Consider the following 23,501-nt stretch of genomic DNA (forward strand, 5'->3'; position numbering starts at 1 on the left):
TGCCAGCTTCAGACATAGCTAGAGCGCTTGCCGGCTTTTATCAGCCGGCGTTCATTCACTTTGTCTTTCAAAGACTTGTAGCTGTTGACCGATGAATGCAGGTTGAACGGGAAAGGGTCGGTTGCCTCTTGAAACGCCGGCGATCAATACCAATATAGGGATCAACGGATAGCAGCCTGGAAACGGCAAACGGCGCAGGACGCCGGCAGTTTCCGGTCGCGGCAGGCGGAACGCCTTTAATGGTTTGTTAACCTTTCGGGATCAGTCTGGCTGCAATATCTGCTTCCTCCTTGACCACGGATGTACTGGCACCGAAGCGAAGCAGATGACGAAAGGCCGGTTTTCGCCGGCCTTTTTGTCTGTCTGGATGGCGCGCGCTCTTTCGAGCTGCGCGCCTTTTCTGTCTTAGGCGAGCGCCTCAAGGATACGCACCCAGGAACGGATGCCTTTGTGATAGGAGGCGAGCTCGTACTTCTCGTTCGGCGAATGAATGCGGTCGTCGGCAAGGCCGAAGCCGACGAGGAGCGATTCCATGCCGAGCATCTTCTGAAAATCACCGACGATCGGGATCGATCCGCCCATGCCGATGACGACGGCCGGGTTCGGCCATTCGTCCGAGAGCGCGTTCTTCGCCTTGGTGATGACCGGCGAATCGTAGGACAGGTGGATTGCCGGCGAGGCGCCGTGCGGATGAAACTCGACTGAGCAATCGGCCGGGATCTTCGAGCGGATATAGGCACGGAAGCTTTCGCGGATCGCCGCCGGATCCTGCTTGCCGACGAGGCGGAACGAGATCTTCGCCGAAGCCTTGGCCGCGATCACGGTCTTGAAGCCTTCGCCGGTATAGCCGCCCCAGATGCCGTTCACTTCTGCCGTCGGCCGCGCCCAGGTGAGCTCGAGAACCGAGCGGCCCTTTTCGCCCGACGGTACCGAGAGGCCGACCTGGCCGAGGAAGGTTTCCGCCGTCTGGCCGAGCTTTTCCCAGGATGCCTTGATATTGGCGGGCGTCTCCTCGACGCCTTCGTAGAAGTTTTCGAGCGTGATGCGGCCCGTCTGGTCGTGCAGGCCGGCAAGCGCTTCCGTCAGGATATGGATCGGATTTGCAGCCGCACCGCCGAACAGGCCGGAATGCAGGTCGCGGTCGGCGGCCGTGATGACTACTTCTTCGCCGACCAGGCCGCGAAGGGCGGCGGCGATCGCCGGGGTCTCGTGATCCCACATGCTGGTATCGCAGACGAGCGCGTAATCGGCCTTCAGTTCGGCAGCATTGGCTTCGAGGAACGGCTTCAGCGACGGCGAACCGGATTCTTCTTCACCTTCGAACAGGATCGTCACGCGGCAGGGAAGCGCGCCGTTGATTTCCTTGTAGGCGCGGCAAGCCTCGACGAAGGTCATCAGCTGGCCCTTGTCGTCAGCCGTGCCACGGCCCGTCAGGATTTTGCGGCCGTTTCCAGCATCCTTGATCGCCGGCTCGAAAGGGTCGTTTTCCCAAAGCTCGATCGGGTCGACCGGCTGCACGTCGTAGTGACCGTAGAACAGCACATGCGGCGCATCCGCCGCCGCGCCGGCGTGATGAGCGACCACCATCGGGTGGCCGGGCGTATCGCGCACCGAGGCCTCGAAGCCGAGCGTCTTGAGATAGGCCGTCAGCCATTCGGCCGCCTTGCGGCAATCCGCCTTATAGGTCGGATCGGTCGAGATCGACTTGATCCGCAGGAGTTCGAACAGCTTTTCGAGGCTTGAATTGAGATTTTGGTCGGCGCGCGAAAGCACCGGGGTGACGTCAGTCATTTCCGACTCCTCTTGAAATTTCGGCCGGACGATAGACCAAAGACCGGGCGGTTTCGAGGAGAAAAAAGACCCTGCCTGCGCGCCCTTCGAGGAAAGGCGCGGCTTCAGGCATATGTGTCCTGTATCGAGTAAATCGCGAAACAGAAACCGCTAATGCAATTTACGGTTATTTAGCAAACGCAACCTAGTTTGGCTGGAAACAGGGTGAGGTGGCCGATGTTTTCAGTGATCGCTTGCATCAGGGATTATCACGATTGGCGCCTGGTCGGCGCTGCAGCCGTCGTCTGCCTGGTCGGCAGTCTCGCCACCATGTTGCTCCTCTCCAGGGCGCAGGAATGCGACGCCGGCCAGCGGCGCGTCTGGATCGGTGCATCCGCCTTCGCCTGCGGTATCGGCATCTGGGCGACGCATTTCATTGCCATGCTCGCTTATGATGGCGGTCTGCCGATCAGCTACGGCCTGTGGCTTACCAGTCTCTCGGTCGTCTTGGCGATCGCCGGCTCCTGGGGCGCCATCCTCATCGCTTCGGAAGGCACCAGCGGTTATTCCTTTGCTTCCGGCGGCGTGCTGATGGCGCTGGCGATTGCCGCCATGCACCTGACAGGCATGCAGGCGATCGAGGCGCAGGCAACGATCGAGTATGATCCCTATGTCACGCTCGCCGCGGTGCTGTTGGGCGCCGCGCTCGCTGCGCTCGCCTTCTTCGCCTTCTTCAAGCTCAGCGGTGCCAGGCGGATCGTCGCCTCGTCGCTGATTTTCGTTCTGGCGATCTGCGCCCTGCATTTCACCTCGATGAGCGGCATCGTGCTGGTGCCCGATCCCACCAAGGACGTTGCCGGCATGGCGATCGCCACCGACGTGCTCGCAGCTGTCGTCATGGCTGTCTCGACCGCGCTGATCCTCGTTGCGCTCGGCGCTGTCTTCCTCGAAAGCCATCTGACCGATCTGCGCGGCCTTGCGAACGCCTCGCTCGAAGGCTTGCTGATCCTGCGCGACGGCCGGATCATCGATGCCAACGAGCGCTTTCAGGAACTGTCCGGCTGGAAGTTTGCCGAGTTGCAGGGCAACGTCCCGGATATCGTCCTCATCCCGCACGGCACTGGAGACGACGGTCACCGCGAGATGCTGCTGATTGCGCGGGATGAGACCGAAATCTCTGTCGAGGTTGCCGCAAAGAAGATCGTCTATCGCGGCCGCGGCTGCGAGGTTCTTGTCATCCGCGATCTCACCGAGCGCAAACGCGCCGAGGAGATGATCGAACATCTCGCCCATCACGACGTGCTGACAGATCTGCCGAACCGCTCGCTCTTCGATACCCGCATACGCCAGGCGTTGCAGGTAGCGCACCGCAAGCGCGGCCAGGTCGCAGTCTTCTGCCTCGATCTCGACCGGTTCAAGGCGGTGAACGACATCTTCGGCCATGCTGAAGGCGACCGCATCCTCTGCAAGGTGGCGGCGATCCTCAAGCGCTGCGCCGCCGATGGCGAAACGGTTGCCCGCCTGGGCGGTGATGAGTTCGCCATCATCCAGCCGGGCAAGCAGCCGGAAGCGGCCCGCAGGCTTGCAAGCCGCATTCTCGATGAATTCACCGCCGCCATGGATACCGCACGCGACCCGACCGCCGTCGGCGTCAGCATGGGCATTGCGCTCTACCCGTCCGACGGCAAGTCGGCCGAAGATCTCTGCAACAATGCCGATACCGCTCTTTACCGCGTCAAGCATGCCGGCCGCGGCAGCGCCTGCTTCTTCGATGCCGAGATGGATGAAGCGGTGCGCGCCCGCCGCCAGATCGAGAATGATCTGCGCCACGCCATCATCCGCAACCAGATCCATGTCAGTTACCAGCCGATCATCGACACCAAGACCGATCAGATCAGCGGCTACGAGGCGCTGATGCGCTGGAACCGGCCGGGACATGGCATGAGTGAGCCGAACATCTTCATCCCGATCGCCGAGGAGAGCGGCACGATCGTGCAGCTCGGCGAGTGGATCCTCCGGCAGGCCTGCACCGAGGCGGCGCGCTGGCCCGATCCGCTATCGATAGCCGTCAATGTATCTCCGGTGCAGTTCATGCTGCCCAATCTCTATGATCAGATAGCCGGCATTCTTGCCGAGACGGCGCTGGCGCCGCAGCGGCTGGAACTTGAGATCACCGAGGCCGCATTGGTGCGCGACCGCGCCCGGGTGATGGCAACGCTCGTCAGGCTGCGCGAGCTCGGCGTGCGCATCGTCATGGACGACTTCGGCACCGGCTTCTCCTCGCTCAGCAATCTCAGGACTTTCCCTTTCGACAAGATCAAGGTGGATCGCAGCTTCACCGGCGCGCTGGAACATGATGCCGCGGCGCGCTCCATCGTCCGTGCCATCATCGGTCTCGGCCATAGCCTCGGCATGCCCGTGGTCACCGAAGGCGTCGAGACCGAGGTGCAGCGCCGGATCGTCATGGAAGAGGGCTGCGCCCAGGTCCAGGGCCTGCTGCTCGGCAAGCCGGATATCGAGCCGAGCATCAAGCAGGCGGCGCGTGACAGCTATCTCTCGGCCCATGCGGGAACAGAGGTGCTGAAGCTCCAGCGGACTACCGCCCGTCAGAGCTGACGTCAGATTTTCTTGGCGTTTTCCAGAAGCCGGCGGATGTATTCCAGCATCAGCTCGCGTTCGAAGGTCTTGAAACCGTCGAAGAGGGCCAGATCCGCCTCGCGGGCCGTATCGACGGCCTCGTCCTGCATCGCTTGCGCCTTCGGCGTCAGGAAGATCAGCTGTGCCCGCTTGTCGCTCGGGTGAGGGTGCCGCTCGATGAGACCGTCCCGCACCATGCGCGACAGCGTGTTCGCCATCGTCGCCTGCTCGATGTCCACCCGCTCCAGAAGCTGCTTCTGCGTGAGCCCGTCTTCGGCCCAGAGTTCGAGCAGGATCGGAAACTGTCCGGGCGAAAAGCCGAGCCGCCCCGCGCGCTGTTGCAGCGAGCGGGCAAAACCCTTCGCCAGCTGACTGGCAAGGTAGGCTCCCGAATCCATCCGATTAAATCCCATGATTGTAGTTAGGCCCAAAAGCCGGACTGAAACAATGCAACAAATCGCATGCGATGGATCAAAAGTGGCCTTTTTGCTTCAGATTTATCCATTGATACAGAAAACAAAGCCGCCATGGTCAGGAGGTGGACCATGGCGGCTCAAAAATGGGGACAAAGGCCCGGAGAGGGGGATAAGGCCTTTGTCCAAGTTTGATGCGGCGGGGGACAAGCCGGTCACCAAACCCTCGGCGCGATCAAACGCCGGTGACTCTGAATTGTGATCCGGAATGTGGTTTTTCAAGGGAAGGCGAATAAGCCGCCGATTACAAATTGGTAACAGTTCGGTGAAGGGCTGAATCCGAAACGCAACAGAACTTTATATGGATTTCGCGAGGCCTCCACGCTATCCATGCTGCCATGAAAAAAGGCGATCATCTCTTCCTCGTAGACGGCTCGGGCTTCATCTTTCGCGCATTCCATGCGCTGCCGCCGTTGACCCGCAAATCAGACGGTCTGCCGGTGGGCGCCGTCTCCGGTTTCTGCAACATGCTGTGGAAGCTTCTGACGGATGCGCGCGACACGTCCGTGGGCATCACGCCGACGCATCTGGCCGTCATCTTCGACTATTCCTCGAAGACCTTCCGCAAAGATCTCTATGATGCCTACAAGGCGAACCGCTCAGCGCCACCCGAGGAGCTTGTTCCGCAGTTCGGGCTGATCCGCGAGGCAACGCGCGCCTTCAATCTGCCCTGCATCGAGACCGAAGGTTTCGAGGCCGACGATATCATCGCCACCTACGCCCGTCAGGCTGAAGCGATCGGCGCCGATGTCACCATCGTCTCTTCGGACAAGGACCTGATGCAGCTGGTGACGGCGAATGTCCACATGTACGACAGCATGAAGGACAAGCAGATCAGCATTCCTGACGTCATCGAGAAATGGGGCGTGCCGCCGGAAAAGATGATCGATCTGCAGGCGATGACCGGCGATTCCGTCGACAATGTGCCGGGAATTCCCGGCATCGGTCCGAAGACCGCAGCCTCGCTGCTCGCCGAGTATGGCGATCTCGACACGCTTCTCGAGCGCGCCCACGAGATCAAGCAGGAAAAACGCCGTCAGACGATCATGGAGAATGCCGACAAGGCGCGTCTTTCCCGAGAGCTCGTCCGTCTGCGTCTCGACGTTCCGTTGGAGCTTAAGGTTGAGGATCTGGTGCTCGAGCCGCAGAACGGCCCGAAGCTGATCGGCTTCCTGAAGGCCATGCAGTTCACCACGCTGACGCGCCGTGTCGCCGAGGCCTGCGAATGCGACGCCAGCGCTATCGACGCGACGGATGTCCGGGTCGAATGGGGCGATAAGGCCCATGGTCCGGATCTCGATGCGGCCGAGCCCGCGCCCGTCGCCGGTGGCATTCCCGAGGTTGCCGGGGCTGCCGTGCCGGTGTCCGCGAAGGCCAAGGCTGCCGTCGTGGAAGGCAGCTTCGTGCCTGAAGATTTTGCCGCACAGCGCGCTGCCGCCTTCGCCTCGCTGCCCTTCGATCATTCGACCTATCTGACGATCCGCGATCTCGCGACGCTCGATCAATGGATCGCCGCCGCCCGTGAAACCGGCCTCGTCGCCTTCGATACCGAGACGACGTCGCTTGATGCGATGCAGGCGGAGCTCGTCGGCTTCTCGCTGGCGATTGCCGACAATGCCAAGGATCCGACCGGCGTGTCGATCCGCGCCGCCTACGTGCCGATCGGCCACAAGACCGGCTTCGGCGATCTCCTGGGCGGCGGGCTCGCCGAAAACCAGGTCCCCATGCGCGACGCGCTTCCGCGGCTGAAGGCGCTGCTTGAGGACGAATCGGTCCTGAAAGTCGCCCAGAACCTGAAGTACGATTACCTGCTGATGAAGCGCTACGGCGTCGAGACGAAGAATTTCGACGACACGATGCTGATCTCCTATGTGCTCGACGCCGGTACCGGCGCGCACGGCATGGACCCGCTGTCCGAAAAATTCCTCGGCCACAAGCCGATCGCCTACAAGGACGTTGCGGGAAGCGGTAAGTCGAACGTCACCTTCGACCTCGTCGATATCGCCAAGGCCACGCACTATGCGGCAGAGGATGCCGATGTGACGCTGCGGCTCTGGATGTTGCTGAAGCCGCGGCTCGCGGCCAACAAGCTGACGACGATCTATGAACGCCTGGAACGCCCGCTGCTGCCGGTGCTCGCCAATATGGAAGAGCGCGGCATCACCGTCGACCGGCAAATCCTGTCGCGTCTCTCTGGCGAGCTGGCACAAGGTGCCGCGCGTCTCGAAGACGAGATCTTCACGCTCGCCGGTGAGCGCTTCACCATCGGCTCGCCGAAGCAGCTCGGCGATATCCTGTTCGGCAAGATGGGCCTAGAAGGCGGCACCAAGACCAAGACCGGCCAGTGGTCGACCTCGGCAAGTGTCCTCGAAGACTTGGCCGCTGCCGGTTTCGAACTGCCGCGCAAGATCGTCGACTGGCGCCAGCTCACCAAGCTGAAATCGACCTATACCGATGCCTTGCCGGGATATGTCCACCCGCAGACCAAGCGCGTGCACACCTCCTATTCGCTGGCCTCCACCACGACCGGCCGCTTGTCTTCGTCGGAACCGAACCTGCAGAACATTCCGGTTCGCACCGCCGAAGGCCGCAAAATCCGCACCGCCTTCATCTCGACGCCCGGCCACAAGCTGATCTCGGCCGACTACAGCCAGATCGAACTGCGCGTGCTCGCCCACGTTGCCGATATCCCGCAGCTGACGCAGGCCTTCGCCGATGGTGTCGACATTCACGCGATGACGGCCTCGGAAATGTTCGGCGTTCCCGTCGAAGGCATGCCGAGCGAGGTGCGCCGCCGCGCCAAGGCGATTAACTTCGGCATCATCTACGGCATTTCCGCCTTCGGTCTCGCGAACCAGCTGTCGATCGAGCGCTCGGAAGCAGGCGATTACATCAAGAAGTATTTCGAGCGTTTCCCCGGCATCCGCGATTACATGGACAGCCGCAAGCAGATGGCGCGCGACAAGGGCTACGTCGAGACGATCTTCGGCCGGCGAATCAACTATCCGGAAATCCGTTCTTCGAATCCCTCCGTCCGTGCCTTCAACGAACGCGCTGCGATCAACGCACCGATCCAGGGCTCGGCCGCCGATGTCATCCGCCGTGCCATGATCAAGATGGAACCGGCGCTTGCCGAGGCGGGTATTGGCGATCGCGTGCGCATGCTGCTGCAGGTCCACGACGAACTGATCTTCGAAGTCGAGGACGCAGAGGTCGAAAAGGCCATGCCGATCATCGTCTCGGTCATGGAAAACGCCACCATGCCGGCGCTCGAAATGCGCGTTCCGCTCAAGGTTGATGCGCGCGCGGCAAGCAACTGGGACGAAGCACACTGAGCGCTTCGTCCAACTTTCCCGAAGATTTTTCTTAAAGAGGCAAGTATCTGATTTCGCTCGATTAAGGGCGAAATGCCTGCGCAATTTTAGTGCCGACGGAAGGAACTTATTAACCTTCATTTTCTAATCCGTTCAGGTCGGTAATTTGAGTGAGCAGCAGGTCGTATGCGTTTTCCCAGAACGAACTTGACGGATGCCGCGGAGTTTTCCGCGGAAGTTGACGTGCATGACGCTGAAGAGGGCGCAGGCGAGCGCCCGTCGGCGCCGATCTGGCAGAGCAATTTTTCCCTGGCGCCGAACGTCCGGTTCACCCGCACGCCGGAAAACCTGTTGCGCCGTACCCCGCCCGAAATCCCGCAGCTGGATGAGCCCGCGCCATACATGGACGAGGCGCCTATCGCTGCCGAGAGCCGCACGCCGATCGTCGTCGACGTACCCTTCGACGCCCACACTCACGCGCCGCAGACCGCGCCCATCGTCCGCACGCCGGTACCGCCTGTTGTTGCCCGAGTTCCGGTTCAGCCGACCCGGGCGCCGCTGCTGCCGATCGTCCGCACACCGGTCCAGCCCGTCGCACCTGTTCAGGTCGCACCGCTCCCCGAAGCGCCCGTCGCGGCTGAGCCGTATCACGCAGCCGGTGAGCTCGCGTCGATTTCGGATTTCGCCTTCTGGGAAGTCATGGCTTTCGAAGATGGCGCTATGCCCGCCGCGCCGCAGTTCCAGCCGGTTCCGATGCCGAGGGTCGAGGTATCGCCCGAGTCGATCATCGCCAGTTTCCGTGTCATGGAATGGCACCCGCACCGGCGCATCGAGACGGCCCCGGTCGTCGCTCCAATCGCAGTTGCACAGGCGCCCGTCGCTGCAGCACCGCAGCCTGTCGCGCCCGCCCCCGTGGTCGCTCCGCCCGTGGCAAAGCCGGTTGAGGCCGCCGCGCCCGCGCTGCAGCCAGTGCCGGTAGAAGCCCGCACGCAGCCGATTGCACCGATCCCGGTCCGCACGCCTGCCGTCGCGCCCGTGACGATGCCGGCGCCGCGTCTTGCCGCTGCAAAGCCCGTAGCTGCCAAGGTCGACGCATCCGGCTACGAATTCCCGCCGAACGAACTGCTGCAGCAGCCGCCCGAGCGCTTGGGCGAGATCATGACGCAGGAAGCGCTGGAACAGAATGCCGGCCTGCTGGAAAGCGTTCTCGAAGATTTCGGCATCAAGGGCGAGATCATCCATGTCCGTCCCGGCCCTGTCGTCACGCTCTATGAATTCGAGCCTGCGCCGGGCGTGAAGTCCTCGCGCGTCATCGGCCTTGCGGATGATATCGCCCGCTCGATGTCGGCTCTTTCGGCCCGTGTCGCCGTCGTTCCCGGCCGCAATGTCATCGGCATCGAATTGCCAAACCAGACGCGCGAAACCGTCTATTTCCGCGAGATGATCGAAAGCCAGGATTTCGCCAAGAGCAGCTACAAGCTGGCGCTCGGCCTCGGCAAGACGATCGGCGGCGAGCCTGTCATCGCCGAGCTCGCGAAGATGCCGCATCTGCTCGTTGCCGGTACCACCGGTTCGGGCAAGTCGGTCGCCATCAACACGATGATCCTGTCGCTGCTCTACCGCATGTCGCCGGAACAGTGCCGCCTGATCATGGTCGATCCGAAGATGCTGGAGCTCTCCGTCTATGACGGCATCCCGCACCTGCTGACCCCTGTCGTGACAGACCCCAAGAAGGCCGTCATGGCGCTGAAATGGGCCGTTCGCGAGATGGAAGAGCGCTATCGCAAGATGTCGCGCCTCGGCGTGCGCAATATCGACGGCTATAACGGCCGCGTGGCGCAGGCCCGCGAGAAGGATGAGACGATCCACATCATGGTCCCCGTCGGTTTCGACAAGGGCACCGGTGCGCCGATCGAGGAGCAGCAGGAACTCGACCTGACGCCGATGCCTTACATCGTCGTCATCGTCGACGAAATGGCTGACCTGATGATGGTGGCCGGCAAGGATATCGAAGGCGCGATCCAGCGTCTGGCGCAGATGGCGCGTGCCGCCGGCATCCACCTGATCATGGCGACACAGCGCCCCTCGGTCGACGTCATCACCGGCACGATCAAGGCGAACTTCCCGACCCGGATCTCCTTCCAGGTGACCTCGAAGATCGACAGCCGCACGATCCTTGGCGAACAGGGTGCCGAACAGCTGCTCGGCCAGGGTGATATGCTGCACATGCAGGGCGGCGGTCGCATTGCTCGCGTCCACGGCCCCTTCGTCTCGGACCTCGAGGTCGAGAAGGTCGTGGCACACCTGAAGACCCAGGGCCGTCCGGAATATCTGGATACGGTCACGGCAGGTGATGAGGACGAAGAGGAAGCCGAAGACAGCGCCGTCTTCGACAAGAGCGCCATGGGCGCCGAGGATGGCGACGAGCTCTATCAGCAGGCGGTCAAGGTCGTCCTGCGCGACAAGAAGTGCTCGACCTCCTACATCCAGCGCCGCCTCGGCATCGGCTATAACCGCGCCGCATCGCTCGTCGAACGCATGGAAAAGGAAGGCCTCGTCGGCCCGGCAAACCATGTCGGCAAGCGCGAAATCGTCTCGGCCCGGAACGAGGGCGAATAAAGATCAGGGTTTGAGGGGGAAGTCCCTCAAACCTTACAGCTGCGCCAGCCGCACCGTCTCGCGAACGAATTCCGTCTTGCCGCCGGTATAATAATCCCAGTCGTCATCGGCCTCGCTCATCAGCCGCAGCTTCAGTGCGGCATAGGCATCGGCCCGCTCGGGATGGGTCCTGAGATAATCGCGAAACAGGATGCGGTCGCGGAGCACACGATTGTCTGCCGTGCAGAGATAGAGCCGGGAGCCGTAGGTCTTGCCGCTGGTAAAGGTCCAGCTCTCATCGCCGTACTTGTCGCCATGATAGGTGTAACCGGCAACGGTCTGCATCCGCTCGACCGCTGCGGCGACGGTCGCCAGATCCGCGAAGGCGGCATGCAGGTCGATCTTCGGCTTTGCCGCGAGACGGGGAACGGACGTGCTGCCGACATGGTGGAAAGCCGGCGCCAGTCCCGCAAAGATCGGCGCAAGCTCACTACAAACCTGTGCGAAGAGTTCGGGCCATCTGTCATCATAAGGCAGGACGACGATGGCCATGATCTCTCCCCGTCAGGCGACTTCCGCCAGAAAACCGTTCATCGTGTCGATGATCTTGCGCTCGGCTTCGGCCAGAGACCCGCTATTGTCGAGATTGATGACGTCATAGTCGCCGCGCACTGTCAGCGAACCACGGGCGAGGCGGGCCATGATGTCCTCATGGGTCTCGCGGCCGCGCGCTTCGAGGCGCCCCGCAAGTACTTCCGGCCGCGCCGTGACATTGATCACCTTCAGCCGCGGGAAGGCAGCGTGGAAACGATGCAGCGCCGAGCGGGAGCCATTGGCGATCACCAAGTGCCCCTTCGAGAGCGCAACCGACACCTCAGCCGGAATGCCGTATTTCAGGCCATGCGCTTCCCACCAGACGGCGAAGCTGCCGGACTGTTCCATCGATGCGAATCCGGCTTCGGAAACGGCGAGATGATCCTCGCCGCCGGCATCGCCGTCACGGGTGATGACGCGGCGGACGAAGTGAACATTGGGGCGGCTGCCGAAATGCTGGGCCGCCAGCGCCATCAGCGTATCCTTGCCGGCGCCGCTCGGTCCGACGACGACGACCATGATGCCGTGTTCGGTGCCGGGAACGATGTGGGGTTCGTGCGACGGGTTCATGCGACACGGCGCCCTTCGCGCCAGACGGAACGCGTCACCGGAACGCCCTCGTCGCGGAATACGCGCACGAGATCGGCGCGCAGGCCGGTGGCGATGCGGCCGCGGTCGTCGAGGCTGACCGTGCGGGCCGGGGTCGAGGTGACCATGGCGATCGCCTTCGGCAGCGAGATGGATTCGACCTCGTCGGCGATGATGAACGGCGCATAGAGCAGGCTGAGCGGCACGTAGTCGGACGAGAGAACATCGAGAACGCCGCGCTCGGCGAGATCACGGGCAGCGATATTGCCGGAATGCGACTTGCCGCGCACGATGTTCGGCGCGCCCATCAGAACGCTCATGCCGTGCTCGTGCGAAGCCTTGGCGGCGTCGAAGCTGGTCGGGAATTCCGCCAGACGAACACCGTTCTCGATCGCCTCGTCGACATGTTCCATGGTCGCGTCGTCATGGCTGGCAATGGTGATGCCGCGCTCGTTGCAGACCTTGGAAATGGCAATGCGGTGCGGGGTCGAGTTGCGGGCGGATTCGCCAAGGCGCTTCTCGATGAACTTGGCAAAGGCCTCGTCGGAGAGGCCGCGCTTCTTCTGGTAATAGAAGATGTACTGGTCCATGGTCTGGAACTGACGCTGGCCCGGTGCATGGTCCATCAGCGAGACGAGGCGGACATAGGGATCGTTTTCAAAATCGGCGAAATGCTCAAGCACGTTGTCGGCGGAAACCTCGCAGCGCAGATGCAGCAGGTGCTCGGCTCGCAGACGCCCTTCCTGCTCGGCCTTCTGGATGGCGTCAGCCATACCGCGCATCTCGCCATGGTCGAAACCGCCGTCTTCATCGGCGCCCATGCGCAGGCAGTCGAAAACCGTGGTGATACCCGACGTGACGATCTGGGCGTCATGCGCCTGAATGGCTGCCGTCATGTTCCAGCGCAGGCCGGGGCGCGGCGAGTAGTGGCCTTCCAGATGATCGGTGTGCAGTTCGACGAGGCCGGGCAGCAGATAATCGCCCTCGAAGTCCTCGCCGTGGGCAGACGCGCCTTCGGAAATATCGGCGATCTTGCCATCCCGGATCAGCAGCGAGCCGTGGAGTATCTCGTCTTCGAGAATGATGCGGGCATTGGAAAGCACGGTCTCTTTGGTCATGTCATTGTCTTTCAGCGTTTGGTGCCGGCAAGCGGCAGCCAGCTATGAGCCTTGAATGGGGCGCCGCGCGTCTCCTCGGTGAAGACGGCAATGCCGGAAATCGGAAGCGGCCGGCCGGTGAAGGCGGCAAAGCGCTGTTCCAGGATCGATTTCATCAGCGCCGAGCGCTCCTCGGGAACCTGCCCCGTCAGCGTCATGTGGAAGCCAAAGTCGTCCATGACGTAGGGGTAGCCCCAGCGCATCAAGTTGGCGCGCTGGCTTTCCGTCAGCTTCTCGGGCTTGCGCCGGGCAATGTCGGCCTCCGAAAGGGCGGCACGAAACGGCTCGAAGGACTTTACCACGCTTGCGGCGAAATCCTGAAGCGGCTGATGCAGCGAGCCGGGAACGAGCGCAAAGAAGCGACCGAGCTGCCCAAGCACGAGTTCGGGGATTTCGAAGGCCGGCGTGCGCGCCGCGAAATCCTCGACGACAGCCATCAGATCCTTTTCCGTCACCGAAGCGGCAAGCGCAAAGGGCGCCTTGATCGTCGCGTGGAAGCCGTAGCGGCGGGGATCGGCGGTGAGCTCGAACTGCTCCGCGCCGGGCAGGCCGGGCTCTTCGGGAGCCGGGTAAGTTTCTTCAGAAAAGGCATCGCGGCCGAGCCATTCTGCAGCGGCGCGCGTCAGGGAATCATCCTGCGGCGGCGAAAAATAGAGGGCGTATCGCAAAGGTCTTATCCCGGAAAAATGTCTGAGGCAGGGGTCGCAATGTCAGTGATTTGACCGCGGACTGCAAGCTTGCTTCCGGCTAAAAGATTTCCGTGACAGAATGATGATGACGCCGTGGCGCCATCATCTTTTTAATGCGTCTTGGTGCCCATCAGCCGGTGGCGCAGCGCGTTCGAGGCCATGTCGAACAGGAAGACGACGATCAGGATCAGGATGACCATGTGGGCGACGTTTTCCCAGTTGGAATTCGTGCGCATCGCTTCCCAGAGCTTGAGGCCGATACCGCCGGCACCGACTGCGCCGATGATCGTCGCGCCACGAACATTCGATTCCCACTGGTAGAGCGTCTGGCTGACGATCACCGGGACGATCTGCGGCATGACACCGTAGCGATGGACCAGCATCGTCGAGGCGCCCGTCGACTTGATGCCTTCGCGCGGCTTGTTGTCGATGTTTTCGAGACCTTCGGAATAGAGCTTTCCGAGCGTGCCGGTTTCCGTCAGGAAGATCGCGCCGGAGCCTGCAAGCGGGCCGGGGCCGAAGGCGCGCGTCAGGAACAGCGCCCAGATCAGCATGTCGACCGAGCGCAGGAAGTCGAAGAAGCGCTTCAGGATCTGGTTCAGAAACCGGTTTGGCGTGATGTTGCGGGCAGCAAGGAAGGCGAGCGGGAAGGCCGCCAGCGAGCCGAGCAGCGTACCGAGGAAGGCCATCACGATCGTCTGGAAAAGCTTGGTCCAGACGTCGCCATGCTGCCAGGCCGAGTTGTTCCAGATATTGTCGAAGGCGAGCGACAGGTTCGACTGGCTGGGGTCGAGACGCGGGCCTGAAACGATCAGGCTGGCGACTTCACCGGCCGGCTTGTCGAAGAACGGCGAGTGCGTGTCGAAGACAAAGTTTGCCCATCCAAGGAAGCGCTTGCGCACCTTCACGCGGTCCGATGCGATGCTGACGTCGCCTGCAAAGCCAAGGTCGGCAAGCACGTTGTCGTCATAAACGGTCATCCAGGAGGGCACCTCGCCGACGACCTTCGGCTGGCCCGACGACAGGTCGACAGGAACGCTGATGCCGTGCGCCGTCACCGTCGTCATAGCTTTGGTGACCACGACAGTGCGGTTCGTGCCGCTGACGAAGACGGTGACGCTGCCGGGCTCGTTCTTCACCCATTCCGGATGCGGATCGTCGCCGAGCGGCGAGAAGCGCGGATAGCGGGTCTCGATCGAGCCGTCGTCCTGAATGCGGAATTCGGGCTGAACGTCGTAGCTCACCCACTGGCTCATATAGATGCCGACGCGCTCCCAATGGGCCTCGGCCAGCAGCTTCGGCAGATCGAAGAACCAGACGGCATACATGCCATAGAGCAGCGTCGCGATGACCGCCACCAGACCGCCGAAGCGTTGGCGGAAGGAGCGGTGGAAATATTCGGGATAGCGCGCCTCGATCTCGTGCATCCGGTTTGCGTCGATAACCGTCATGGCGGGCCTCAATGTTGCAGAAGGAAAGCGTGCTCGCCAACCAGGCGGCGGCGCAGCCATGCGGAGAACTGGTCGACCGCAACGATGGTGATGAAGAGCAGCAGCACGAGAGCGACCGTCTTGGCGCCGAAGCCGCGCGAGATCGAGAGCTTCAGCTCTTCGCCGATACCGCCGCCGCCGACCGCACCGATGATGGTCGAAGCGCGCACGTTGATTTCCAGACGCAGCAGCGCATAGGAGGCGAAATTCGGCAGGACCTGCGGCATGGCGGCGAAGCGCACGCGCTCCAGCCAGTTGGCGCCAACCGCCTTCATGCCCTCATCCGGCTTCATGTCGATATTCTCGACGACTTCGTAGAACAGCTTGCCGAGCGCGCCGATCGTATGCAGCGACACGGCGATGATGGCTGCGACCGGGCCGATCGAAAGGATGGCAGAGAACAGGCCGGCGATAACGATCTCAGGGAAGGCGCGCAGGAATTCCATGACGCGCTTGGCGAAGACGCGCAGCGGCCAGTTCTTGGTGAGGTTGCGAGCCGCGAAGAAGCTCAGCGGCACCGCAAAGATGAAACCGATGATCGTCGATACGAGAGCGACGTTGATCGTGATGATCATCAGCTCGAAATATTCAGGAATATAGAAATCGCCGAAAACGTAGACCCGGCCCTTGGCGAAGTTGAACTCCTCGCCGCCCTTGTCGTTCGGGCTCGCAATATCGAACAGCGCGCGCCAGACGTCGTGCCAGTCCTTGGGAATAAGCCAGCTCAGGAAGTCGAAGAGATGCGGAAGGCGGTCGAAGAAATGGCCGGCATTGCTCTCGTCGGCAAAGCGCACGGAGCTCACGAAGGCAATCAGCAGCAGGACGAGGCCGATGCCGGTATAGAGACGGCGGCGAGACACCATGCGGCCCCAGGCATCGCCGATATCGCGGCTGCTCTGCTGGAGTTCGGGCGTGTGGGTCCGGGAATCGGCAAGGGTCATGGGGTCGTCCGCTTCTTCGCAGGAAAAAGGGCGGCCGATGACGGCCGCCCCCGATGAATGCAGGTCGATCAGCCGCCGATAGCAGCCTTACGAACGTCTACAACGGCGTTGTAGAATTCGTGGGTAACCGGGGCGTAGCCCTTGTAGTCGCCGCCTTCGATGGCGGTGAAGCACTTGTGGTCCTTCTCCGGCAGGGCCGTGAAGAAGGCAGCCAGCTTCTTCTGCCACTCTTCGCCGAGCTCGTTGCGAACGACGAGCGGGCCGTTCGGGATCAGCGGCGAGCGCCAGACTTCGACGAGCTTGTTCGGATCGACTGCGCCCTTGTCTACTTCCTTGCGGAAGGTACCGGAGGTGTAGCCGTCCTTGAAATCGCCGAGGCCCGAGGAGTCGTCGACTGCAACGTCAACCTTGCCGTCATAGGCGGCGAGAAGGTTGTTCTCGTGGCCGCCGTTGAACTGCGTGGAGGCGAAGAACTGGTCGTTCGGCATGCCCGTGTCCTTCGGGATCTGCGTCAGCGGAACGAGGTAGCCCGAGGTGGAGTCCGGATCGGCGTAGCCGAGCTTCTTGCCCTTGGCGTCGGCGATCGTCTTGATGCCGGAGGACTTCAGAGCGAGACCGATCGAGTAGTAACCGGTCGAGCCGTCCTTCTGCTGCGTCGTCAGGATCGGGGTAACGGCCTTTGCGTCCTTCAGGTAGACGGCTGCGTAGCCGGAAGCGCCGAGTTCTGCGAAGTCGAGCGTGCCGCCGAGGAGGCCCTGGATAACGCCGTCATAATCGGCGGCCGGGAAGAGCGAAACCTTCTCGAATCCGAATTCCTGCTTCAGGTGGTCGGCGAGGCAGGCGTAGTTACGCAGACGGTCGGTTTCGTTTTCGCCGCCGAGAATGCCGACGCGGAATTCCTTGAGGTCTGCAGCATGCGAGACGCCGGCCAGCGCGAAAAGCGCCGTCGCGGCAAAGAGTGCTTTCTTCAACATGGTACTCTCCTGATTGACCGGTGTCCCCGGTGGTCTCTCTGTTACGAAGAACTGTGCCCTTGACGCGGGCGGTCGATCGCAGCCGTCTCGCTCAGAGACCGGCCAACGCCAGCGGTTGCAGGCCGGCGGATTGATGGGCGGCAGCTGCCGCAGGAATGTTGATCGAGGTCGACGTCATGGTTTCGTCGATGCCGGCGCCGTCCTTGTCGGTGCCATAGATTTCCTTGACGGCCGAGGCGTCGAGATCGGCCGGCTTGCCGTCGAAGACGACGCGCCCGCCGGCCATGCCGACGATCCGCTCGCAATAGCTGCGCGCCGTGTCGAGCGTGTGCAGGTTGGTGACGACGGTGATGCCTTCGCGTTCGTTGATGTCGCGCAGCGCGTCCATGACGATCTTGGCGTTCAGCGGGTCGAGCGAGGCGATCGGCTCGTCGGCCAGAACCATCTTCGGCTTCTGCATCAGGGCACGGGCGATTGCCACACGCTGCTGCTGACCGCCCGAAAGCGTACCGGCAAGCTGCAACGCCGTCTGTTCGATGCCGAGGCGCTCGAGAGCCGCGATCGCGTGGATGCGCTCTTCGCGGCTGAAGATGTTGAGGAGCGAAAGCATCGTCGGGCGATGGTTCAGGCGGCCGAGCATCACGTTGGTCAGGACATCGAGACGCGGCACGAGATTGAACTGCTGGAAGATCATCGCGCAGTCGCGCTGCCAGTTACGGAGAGCCTCGCCACGCAGCGAGGAGACTTCGACGCCGCCGAAACGGATGGAGCCGGAGGTCGGCTCCTGCAGGCGATTGATCATCCGCAGAAGCGTCGATTTGCCGGCGCCGGAACGGCCGATAATGCCGACCATCTGACCCTGGGGAATATCGAGCGTTACGGAATCCACTGCCAGCTTGTTGCCAAAACGGCGGGTGACATTCTTCAGCTCGAACATCATGCTCTTCCTTGCAATCCAGGGTCTTCGTCTCGGAGTGCATTAGTCCTGCTTGATGAACCTCCAATGTCAGTTTTGTGTAATGACTGTCATAAAGGCCACCGGCGAAGGTGCTTTACGTACCATGCCGGCTAAGGAAATCTTCGGCCGAAAGCGCGCGGAAATCGTCGAGCGCCGAACGCAGTTTCGAATGCTCCCAATCCCACCAGGCAAGCTTGTCCATCCGCTCGCCGACACCCTTCGCAAAGCGCTCGCGAATGAGCTTTGCGGGAACGCCGCCGACGATCGTGTAGGGGGCGACATCCTTGGAGACGACCGCGCCTGCGCCGATGACTGCGCCATTGCCGACAGTCACGCCGGGCAGGACCGTGGCGCCATGCCCAATCCAGACATCATGGCCGATGGTGACGCGGTTGGAGCGGCGCCACTCGAAGAATTCCGTCTCCATGTCGGCATCCGGCCAGTAGTCGCTGGCGCGGTATGTGAAGTGATGCAGCGTCGCCCGCCAGGTCGGATGGTTGGTGGCGTTGATGCGCACCGCGGCGGCGATGTTGACGAACTTGCCGATCGTCGCGCACCAGATCGAGCCATCCTGCATGATGTAGGAATAGTCGTCGAACTCGACTTCGCTGATCCGGCAACGCTCCGAGACCTCGGTATAGCGGCCGAGCGTGGCATCGCTGACCGATGCCGTCTCGTGGATGTAGGGCTTTTCACCGATTTTCCGGGTCATGCCGCGATGGCCTTTCTGGGAGAGAACTTCTGGACGTCGAGAATGCGGTCGGCGGCGGCCTCGCGCACTTCCTCGTCATGGAAGATGCCGAGCAGGGCGACGCCAGCCTTCTTCTTCTCGGCGATCATGCCGACCACGACAGCGCGGTTGGTGGCATCGAGCGACGCCGTCGGCTCGTCGAGCAGCAGGATCGTGTGATCGGTGATGAAGCCGCGGGCGATGTTGACGCGCTGCTGTTCGCCACCGGAGAAGGTTGCTGGCGGCAGCTGCCAGAGGGCTTCGGGCAGGTTGAGCTTCGTGAGAAGCTCGGCTGCCTTCTCGCGGGCTTCGCTGACCGGCACGCCGCGTGCCACGAGCGGCTCTCCCACGACATCGATCGCCGCAACGCGCGGTACCGTGCGCAGGAACTGGCTGACATAGCCGAGCGAGCGCTTGCGCACATCGATGATCGTGCGCGGATCGGCGGATGCAAGGTCGACGACGCGGCCCTGGTGGTTGACCAGGATCTGGCCGGTGTCGACGGCATAGTTGCCGTAGATCATCTTCAGGAGCGAGCTCTTGCCGATGCCCGAGGGGCCGCCGAGCACGACGCATTCGCCGGCTGCAACGGAGAAGGTGACATCCGAAACGACCGGCAGCTTGATGCCGTCGCGCAGATGCATTGTGAAGCTTTTTGCGACTTCCGAAACGACGAGTGGCGTTGCCATGGTCACACCTGCAGGATGGAGGAAACGAGAAGCTGGGTATAAGGCTCGCGCGGATCGTCGAGCACGCGGTCGGTCAAACCGTGTTCGATGACATTGCCGTCCTTCATCACCATCATCCGGTGCGAGAGCAGGCGCGCGACCGCGAGATCGTGGGTCACGATGATCGCCGCGAGGCCAAGATCGTTGACGAGCCCGCGGACGAGATCGAGCAGGCGGGCCTGAACCGAGACGTCGAGACCGCCGGTCGGCTCGTCCATGAAGACGAGGCGGGGGCCGGTCACGAGGTTGCGGGCGATCTGCAGGCGCTGGCGCATGCCGCCGGAGAAGGCGCGGGGCTGGTCGTCGATGCGTTCGGCATTGATTTCGACACGCTCCAGCCAGTCGATGGCCGTCGAGCGGATCTTGCCATAATGCCGGTCACCGATCGCCATCAGCCGCTCGCCGACGTTTGCACCGGCCGAAACCGTCATGCGCAGGCCGTCGGCCGGGTTCTGGTGCACGAAGCCCCAGTCGGTGCGCATCAGGAAGCGGCGCTCGGCCTCGTTCATGCGATAGAGGTCGCGGTAGCTGCCGTCGCGCATATGATACTCGACACTGCCGGTCGTCGGCATCAGGCGCGTCGAGATGCAGTTGAGCAGCGTCGTCTTGCCGGAGCCGGATTCGCCGACGATGGCAAGCACTTCGCCCGGCCAGAGCTCGAAGGATACATTCCGGCAGCCGATACGGTTGCCATAGAACTTCGAGACGTCGTTGACTTTGAGAAGCGGTGTTTCGGTCATTCCGCAGCCTCCTTGGGCGCAAGCATTTCGCCGGCATGGCCGTGCTCGCGGCGGTCTTCGCAATGGTCGGTATCGGAGCAGACGAACATGCGCCCGCCCTTGTCGTCGAGGATGACTTCGTCGAGATAGACCTCTTCGGCGCCACAGAGCGCGCAGGGTTTGCCGAAGCGCTGGATCTCGAAGGGGTAGTCCTCGAAGTCGAGGCTGACGACTTCCGTATAGGGCGGCACCGCATAGATGCGCTTCTCGCGGCCGGCGCCGAAGAGCTGCAGCGCATCCGACATGTGCATCTTCGGATTGTCGAATTTCGGGGTCGGCGACGGGTCCATGACGTAGCGGCCCGCGACCTTCACCGGATAGGCATAGGTCTTGGAGATCCGGCCGTTATGGGCGATGTCCTCGTAGAGCTTCACATGCATGAGGCCGTATTCCTCGAGCGCGTGCATCTTGCGGGTCTCGGTCTCGCGCGGTTCGAGGAAGCGCAGCGGCTCGGGGATCGGCACCTGGTAGACCAGCACCTGGTTGGTGCCGAGCTTCTCTTCGGGAATGCGGTGACGCGTCTGGATGATCGTCGCGTCCTTCGTATGCGTGGTCACCGCGACATTGGCGACCTTCTGGAAGAAGGCGCGGATCGAGACGGCATTCGTCGTGTCGTCGGCGCCTTGGTCGATGACCTTGAGCACATCGTCAGGGCCGATGATCGAGGCGGTCACCTGAACGCCGCCGGTGCCCCAGCCGTAGGGCATCGGCATTTCGCGGCTGGCGAAGGGAACCTGGTAGCCGGGAATGGCGATCGCTTTCAGGATCGCCCGGCGGATCATCCGCTTCGTCTGCTCGTCGAGATAGGCGAAATTGTAGCTGGCAAGATCGGTCATTCTGCTGCTTCCTTCATTGCTTCGCCATTGTTGCGGCTTGCCTCGAAGTCGCGCCGCATGCGGCGCACGAGGTCGAGTTCGGCCTGGAAGTCGACGTAATGCGGCAGCTTCAGATGCTCGACGAAGCCGGTCGACTGGACGTTGTCGGCATGCGAGATGACGAATTCCTCGTCCTGAGCCGGTGCCGTCACGTCCTCGCCGAGCTCACCGGCGCGCAGCGCGCGGTCGACGAGCGACATCGACATTGCCTTGCGCTCGCTCTGGCCGAAGACCAGGCCATAGCCGCGGGTAAACTGCGGCGGAGCCTTGGCCGAACCCTTGAACTGGTTGACCATCTGGCATTCGGTGACCTGGATCGTGCCGAGCGAAACGGCAAAGCCGAGTTCGGGCACGTCGAACTCCACCTCGACTTCGCCGATGCGGATTTCGCCGGTGAAGGGGTGGTTGCGGCCGTAGCCGCGCTGCGTCGAGTAGCCGAGCGCCAGGAGGAAGCCTTCGTCGCCGCGGGCCAGCGCCTGCAGGCGCAGATCCCGGCTCATCGGGAATTCCATCGGCTCGCGCGTCAGGTCGCCGATCTCGTGATCTTCGGGCATCGAATCATCGTCTTCGATCAGGCCTTCCTGGCCGAGGATTTCGGAGACGCGGATGACGCGGCCGGTTTCGGCCTGACGCTGAGCCGGCTCTTCAACCTCTTCATCCGTCAGCAGCGACGGGTCGAGCAAGCGGTGCGTATAGTCGAAGGTCGGGCCGAGCAGCTGGCCGCCCGGAAGGTCCTTGTAGGTCGCCGAGATACGGCGCTCGATCGTCATGCGGCTCGTGTCGAGCGGCTTCGAGTAACCGAAGCGCGGCAGCGTCGTGCGATAGGCACGCAGCAGGAAGATCGCCTCGATCATGTCACCGCGCGACTGGCGAACTGCGAGCGCGGCAAGCGTCCGGTCGTAGAGCGACGCCTCGGCCATGACGCGATCGACGGCAAGCGCCAGCTGCGCGACGATCTGCTCGATGCCGATTGCGGGAAGCGAACGGTCACCGCGGCGGCGGTCGGCGAGCAGGCGATGGGCATTGGCGATGGCGGCCTCGCCACCTTTGACTGCAACATACATGGCTCACATCTCCGTTGCGGTAATCTTGGTGGTGCGCGGCAGGCAGAGGAAACTGCTGCCTGCGGCAAGCACGATGTCGACACCGCGGGGGAAGAGGACGCGGTTCTCGTTCCAGAGGCGGATGAAGGTCTCCGGCAGTCCCACCGGTGCGATTTCCGTCACGGTCTTGATACCCGGTCCCATCAGCGCCAGCATCTTGCCGCCGTCGAGCGCAGCAATCTCGATGACAACCGTCGTCGAGCGGTCGGGATATTCCTGCGTGCCCGGAGCGAAGAGGCCAAAAGTGGAGAGCGCCATGCCGCTGTCGACAAATGCGAAACGCGCCTCGGACTTTTCGGTGGTGACGGTCGCGCCCGTATGGAAGCTCAGCCAACCCGGTACGGCAGATTTGTTCAGCGCAGGCGAAAGCCATACTGGCGTGTCATGATCGCAGAGCGTCAGCGCGATGGCGCCGGCCGCGGCACCCATGGGCGCAGGCGGGGCAGCATCGGGCGACAGCGTCTGGATCGAGCCCGGGCGGGCCATGGCATCCATCATCGCCTTGAAGACGCTCTGAGCCTGGAAGACCGGCTCGGCAAAGCCGCCGGTCAAGGTATCGTTCCTGAGTTCCATCAGTCGTCTCCGCGAACCATGGTGAAGAAGTCGACGCGGGTTGCGGCCGTCTCGTCGGCCTTCTGCTGCGTCGCGGCGGCAATGCGCTGGGCGATCGGCTGAAGCAGTCTTTCCTCGACGAATGCCTTGGTTGGCTCTTCCTGCCAGAGAGCGTCGAAGATCGCGCAAAGCCGCGCCTTCTTGCGATCGGTGCCCAGCGACTGACCATGGCCGACAGTGCCGCTGGCGAGCCGGATCGTTGCGCGCGTGACCGTCACTTCGCCGAGATTGAAGGCCGAGCCGCCACCGCCGATACGGCCGCGGACCATCACCAGACCCGTTTCGGGGCCGCGCACGGCCTGAACCTCCGGCTTGTTCGCAAGCGCCTCCCAGGCGTCATTCAGTTCGGCAAGCTCGGAGCGGGCGAGAAGATCGACCACCCTCTTCCTGCCGTCGGCTGCCTCGATTTTCTCTGCTGGTTTCATCGCCACATCCTTCGAAATGTCTATTGATATAGACAACCATACAAGATATAGCTACGCTTAAATCGG

At 62.5% G+C, this 23,501-nt stretch carries 20 protein-coding genes; 3 read left to right on the plus strand and 17 right to left on the minus strand.

Annotated elements, in window-relative coordinates; genetic code table 11:
- Window positions 1-405: 405 nt before the first annotated feature.
- Entirely contained in the window at window positions 406-1,791 is a 1,386-nt protein-coding gene (locus ABIE40_RS00475; protein WP_199629853.1) for a dipeptidase, read from the minus strand.
- A 216-nt stretch (window positions 1,792-2,007) separates the two neighbouring features.
- On the opposite strand from ABIE40_RS00475, the gene ABIE40_RS00480 reads away from it, so the two are divergent.
- Entirely contained in the window at window positions 2,008-4,386 is a 2,379-nt protein-coding gene (locus tag ABIE40_RS00480) for a bifunctional diguanylate cyclase/phosphodiesterase (RefSeq protein ID WP_199629852.1), read from the plus strand.
- A 2-nt stretch (window positions 4,387-4,388) separates the two neighbouring features.
- On the opposite strand, the gene ABIE40_RS00485 is transcribed toward ABIE40_RS00480, so the two are convergent.
- A complete protein-coding gene (locus ABIE40_RS00485) occupies window positions 4,389-4,805 on the minus strand; it encodes a MarR family winged helix-turn-helix transcriptional regulator (RefSeq protein ID WP_199629851.1) in 417 nt (138 codons plus the stop codon).
- Window positions 4,806-5,218: 413 nt separating this feature from the next.
- On the opposite strand from ABIE40_RS00485, the gene polA reads away from it, so the two are divergent.
- Window positions 5,219-8,215, plus strand: coding sequence for a DNA polymerase I (gene polA / locus ABIE40_RS00490; RefSeq protein WP_199629850.1), 2,997 nt, complete (start codon window positions 5,219-5,221; stop codon window positions 8,213-8,215).
- A gap of 165 nt (window positions 8,216-8,380) precedes the next feature.
- Window positions 8,381-10,813, plus strand: a complete 2,433-nt coding sequence (locus ABIE40_RS00495) for a DNA translocase FtsK (protein ID WP_199629849.1) — start codon at window positions 8,381-8,383, stop codon at window positions 10,811-10,813.
- A 33-nt stretch (window positions 10,814-10,846) separates the two neighbouring features.
- On the opposite strand, the gene ABIE40_RS00500 is transcribed toward ABIE40_RS00495, so the two are convergent.
- The 15 genes from ABIE40_RS00500 to phnG all read right to left on the minus strand — a co-directional run bounded on the left by ABIE40_RS00500 (window position 10,847) and on the right by phnG (window position 23,435).
- Entirely contained in the window at window positions 10,847-11,344 is a 498-nt protein-coding gene (locus ABIE40_RS00500) for a GrpB family protein (RefSeq protein ID WP_199629848.1), read from the minus strand.
- Window positions 11,345-11,356: 12 nt separating this feature from the next.
- Window positions 11,357-11,956 carry a phosphonate metabolism protein/1,5-bisphosphokinase (PRPP-forming) PhnN gene (gene phnN, locus ABIE40_RS00505; RefSeq protein WP_130279371.1) on the minus strand — a complete coding sequence of 200 codons (600 nt, stop codon included), beginning with the start codon at window positions 11,954-11,956 and terminating at the stop codon, window positions 11,357-11,359.
- Window positions 11,953-13,092 carry an alpha-D-ribose 1-methylphosphonate 5-triphosphate diphosphatase gene (locus tag ABIE40_RS00510; protein ID WP_199629847.1) on the minus strand — a complete coding sequence of 380 codons (1,140 nt, stop codon included), beginning with the start codon at window positions 13,090-13,092 and terminating at the stop codon, window positions 11,953-11,955. Before ABIE40_RS00510 ends, phnN begins: the two co-directional genes overlap by 4 nt.
- Before the next feature lie 11 nt (window positions 13,093-13,103).
- Window positions 13,104-13,799 (minus strand): DUF1045 domain-containing protein, encoded by a 696-nt coding sequence (locus ABIE40_RS00515; RefSeq protein ID WP_199629846.1) that lies wholly within the window; start codon window positions 13,797-13,799, stop codon window positions 13,104-13,106.
- Window positions 13,800-13,930: 131 nt separating this feature from the next.
- Complete coding sequence (gene phnE / locus ABIE40_RS00520) at window positions 13,931-15,271, minus strand: phosphonate ABC transporter, permease protein PhnE (protein WP_199629845.1); 1,341 nt, start codon at window positions 15,269-15,271, stop codon at window positions 13,931-13,933.
- Window positions 15,272-15,279: 8 nt separating this feature from the next.
- On the minus strand, window positions 15,280-16,251 hold the full coding sequence (gene phnE, locus ABIE40_RS00525; RefSeq protein ID WP_199629844.1) for a phosphonate ABC transporter, permease protein PhnE: 972 nt from the start codon (window positions 16,249-16,251) through the stop codon (window positions 15,280-15,282).
- 68 nt (window positions 16,252-16,319) lie between these two features.
- Window positions 16,320-17,225: a phosphonate ABC transporter substrate-binding protein gene (phnD, locus tag ABIE40_RS00530; protein WP_199629843.1), complete on the minus strand. Its 906-nt coding sequence runs from the start codon at window positions 17,223-17,225 to the stop codon at window positions 16,320-16,322.
- 91 nt (window positions 17,226-17,316) lie between these two features.
- Complete coding sequence (gene phnC / locus ABIE40_RS00535) at window positions 17,317-18,162, minus strand: phosphonate ABC transporter ATP-binding protein (RefSeq protein ID WP_199629842.1); 846 nt, start codon at window positions 18,160-18,162, stop codon at window positions 17,317-17,319.
- 115 nt (window positions 18,163-18,277) lie between these two features.
- Window positions 18,278-18,895, minus strand: a complete 618-nt coding sequence (locus tag ABIE40_RS00540) for a DapH/DapD/GlmU-related protein (RefSeq protein WP_199629841.1) — start codon at window positions 18,893-18,895, stop codon at window positions 18,278-18,280.
- Window positions 18,892-19,602, minus strand: coding sequence for a phosphonate C-P lyase system protein PhnL (gene phnL, locus ABIE40_RS00545; protein WP_112714130.1), 711 nt, complete (start codon window positions 19,600-19,602; stop codon window positions 18,892-18,894). The genes ABIE40_RS00540 and phnL overlap by 4 nt, the downstream gene beginning before the upstream one ends.
- A 2-nt stretch (window positions 19,603-19,604) precedes the next feature.
- On the minus strand, window positions 19,605-20,381 hold the full coding sequence (phnK, locus tag ABIE40_RS00550; RefSeq protein ID WP_199629840.1) for a phosphonate C-P lyase system protein PhnK: 777 nt from the start codon (window positions 20,379-20,381) through the stop codon (window positions 19,605-19,607).
- The gene (locus tag ABIE40_RS00555; protein WP_199629839.1) at window positions 20,378-21,256 is read right to left on the minus strand and encodes an alpha-D-ribose 1-methylphosphonate 5-phosphate C-P-lyase PhnJ; all 879 of its coding nucleotides are present in this window, start codon (window positions 21,254-21,256) and stop codon (window positions 20,378-20,380) included. Before ABIE40_RS00555 ends, phnK begins: the two co-directional genes overlap by 4 nt.
- Window positions 21,253-22,359 carry a carbon-phosphorus lyase complex subunit gene (locus ABIE40_RS00560; protein ID WP_199629838.1) on the minus strand — a complete coding sequence of 369 codons (1,107 nt, stop codon included), beginning with the start codon at window positions 22,357-22,359 and terminating at the stop codon, window positions 21,253-21,255. The genes ABIE40_RS00555 and ABIE40_RS00560 overlap by 4 nt, the downstream gene beginning before the upstream one ends.
- A gap of 3 nt (window positions 22,360-22,362) precedes the next feature.
- The gene (gene phnH / locus ABIE40_RS00565) at window positions 22,363-22,971 is read right to left on the minus strand and encodes a phosphonate C-P lyase system protein PhnH (protein ID WP_199629837.1); all 609 of its coding nucleotides are present in this window, start codon (window positions 22,969-22,971) and stop codon (window positions 22,363-22,365) included.
- The gene (gene phnG, locus ABIE40_RS00570) at window positions 22,971-23,435 is read right to left on the minus strand and encodes a phosphonate C-P lyase system protein PhnG (RefSeq protein WP_199629836.1); all 465 of its coding nucleotides are present in this window, start codon (window positions 23,433-23,435) and stop codon (window positions 22,971-22,973) included. Before phnG ends, phnH begins: the two co-directional genes overlap by 1 nt.
- Window positions 23,436-23,501 lie beyond the last annotated feature (66 nt).

It is taken from the genome of Rhizobium sp. OAE497, from assembly GCF_040546565.1.
In the GTDB taxonomy this organism is placed as follows: domain Bacteria; phylum Pseudomonadota; class Alphaproteobacteria; order Rhizobiales; family Rhizobiaceae; genus Rhizobium.

Coding starts and splice junctions, on each gene's coding strand:
- phnE (WP_199629845.1), bottom strand. CDS start 15,271: ATGACGGTTATCGACGCAAACCGGATGCACGAGATCGAGGCGCGCTAT.
- phnL (WP_112714130.1), bottom strand. CDS start 19,602: ATGGCAACGCCACTCGTCGTTTCGGAAGTCGCAAAAAGCTTCACAATG.
- ABIE40_RS00495 (WP_199629849.1), top strand. CDS start 8,381: ATGCGTTTTCCCAGAACGAACTTGACGGATGCCGCGGAGTTTTCCGCG.
- ABIE40_RS00475 (WP_199629853.1), bottom strand. CDS start 1,791: ATGACTGACGTCACCCCGGTGCTTTCGCGCGCCGACCAAAATCTCAAT.
- phnN (WP_130279371.1), bottom strand. CDS start 11,956: ATGAACCCGTCGCACGAACCCCACATCGTTCCCGGCACCGAACACGGC.
- polA (WP_199629850.1), top strand. CDS start 5,219: ATGAAAAAAGGCGATCATCTCTTCCTCGTAGACGGCTCGGGCTTCATC.
- phnK (WP_199629840.1), bottom strand. CDS start 20,381: ATGACCGAAACACCGCTTCTCAAAGTCAACGACGTCTCGAAGTTCTAT.
- ABIE40_RS00540 (WP_199629841.1), bottom strand. CDS start 18,895: ATGACCCGGAAAATCGGTGAAAAGCCCTACATCCACGAGACGGCATCG.
- ABIE40_RS00510 (WP_199629847.1), bottom strand. CDS start 13,092: ATGACCAAAGAGACCGTGCTTTCCAATGCCCGCATCATTCTCGAAGAC.
- ABIE40_RS00480 (WP_199629852.1), top strand. CDS start 2,008: ATGTTTTCAGTGATCGCTTGCATCAGGGATTATCACGATTGGCGCCTG.
- phnC (WP_199629842.1), bottom strand. CDS start 18,162: ATGTTCGAGCTGAAGAATGTCACCCGCCGTTTTGGCAACAAGCTGGCA.
- ABIE40_RS00560 (WP_199629838.1), bottom strand. CDS start 22,359: ATGTATGTTGCAGTCAAAGGTGGCGAGGCCGCCATCGCCAATGCCCAT.
- phnG (WP_199629836.1), bottom strand. CDS start 23,435: ATGAAACCAGCAGAGAAAATCGAGGCAGCCGACGGCAGGAAGAGGGTG.
- ABIE40_RS00555 (WP_199629839.1), bottom strand. CDS start 21,256: ATGACCGATCTTGCCAGCTACAATTTCGCCTATCTCGACGAGCAGACG.
- phnD (WP_199629843.1), bottom strand. CDS start 17,225: ATGTTGAAGAAAGCACTCTTTGCCGCGACGGCGCTTTTCGCGCTGGCC.
- phnE (WP_199629844.1), bottom strand. CDS start 16,251: ATGACCCTTGCCGATTCCCGGACCCACACGCCCGAACTCCAGCAGAGC.
- ABIE40_RS00500 (WP_199629848.1), bottom strand. CDS start 11,344: ATGGCCATCGTCGTCCTGCCTTATGATGACAGATGGCCCGAACTCTTC.
- phnH (WP_199629837.1), bottom strand. CDS start 22,971: ATGGAACTCAGGAACGATACCTTGACCGGCGGCTTTGCCGAGCCGGTC.
- ABIE40_RS00485 (WP_199629851.1), bottom strand. CDS start 4,805: ATGGATTCGGGAGCCTACCTTGCCAGTCAGCTGGCGAAGGGTTTTGCC.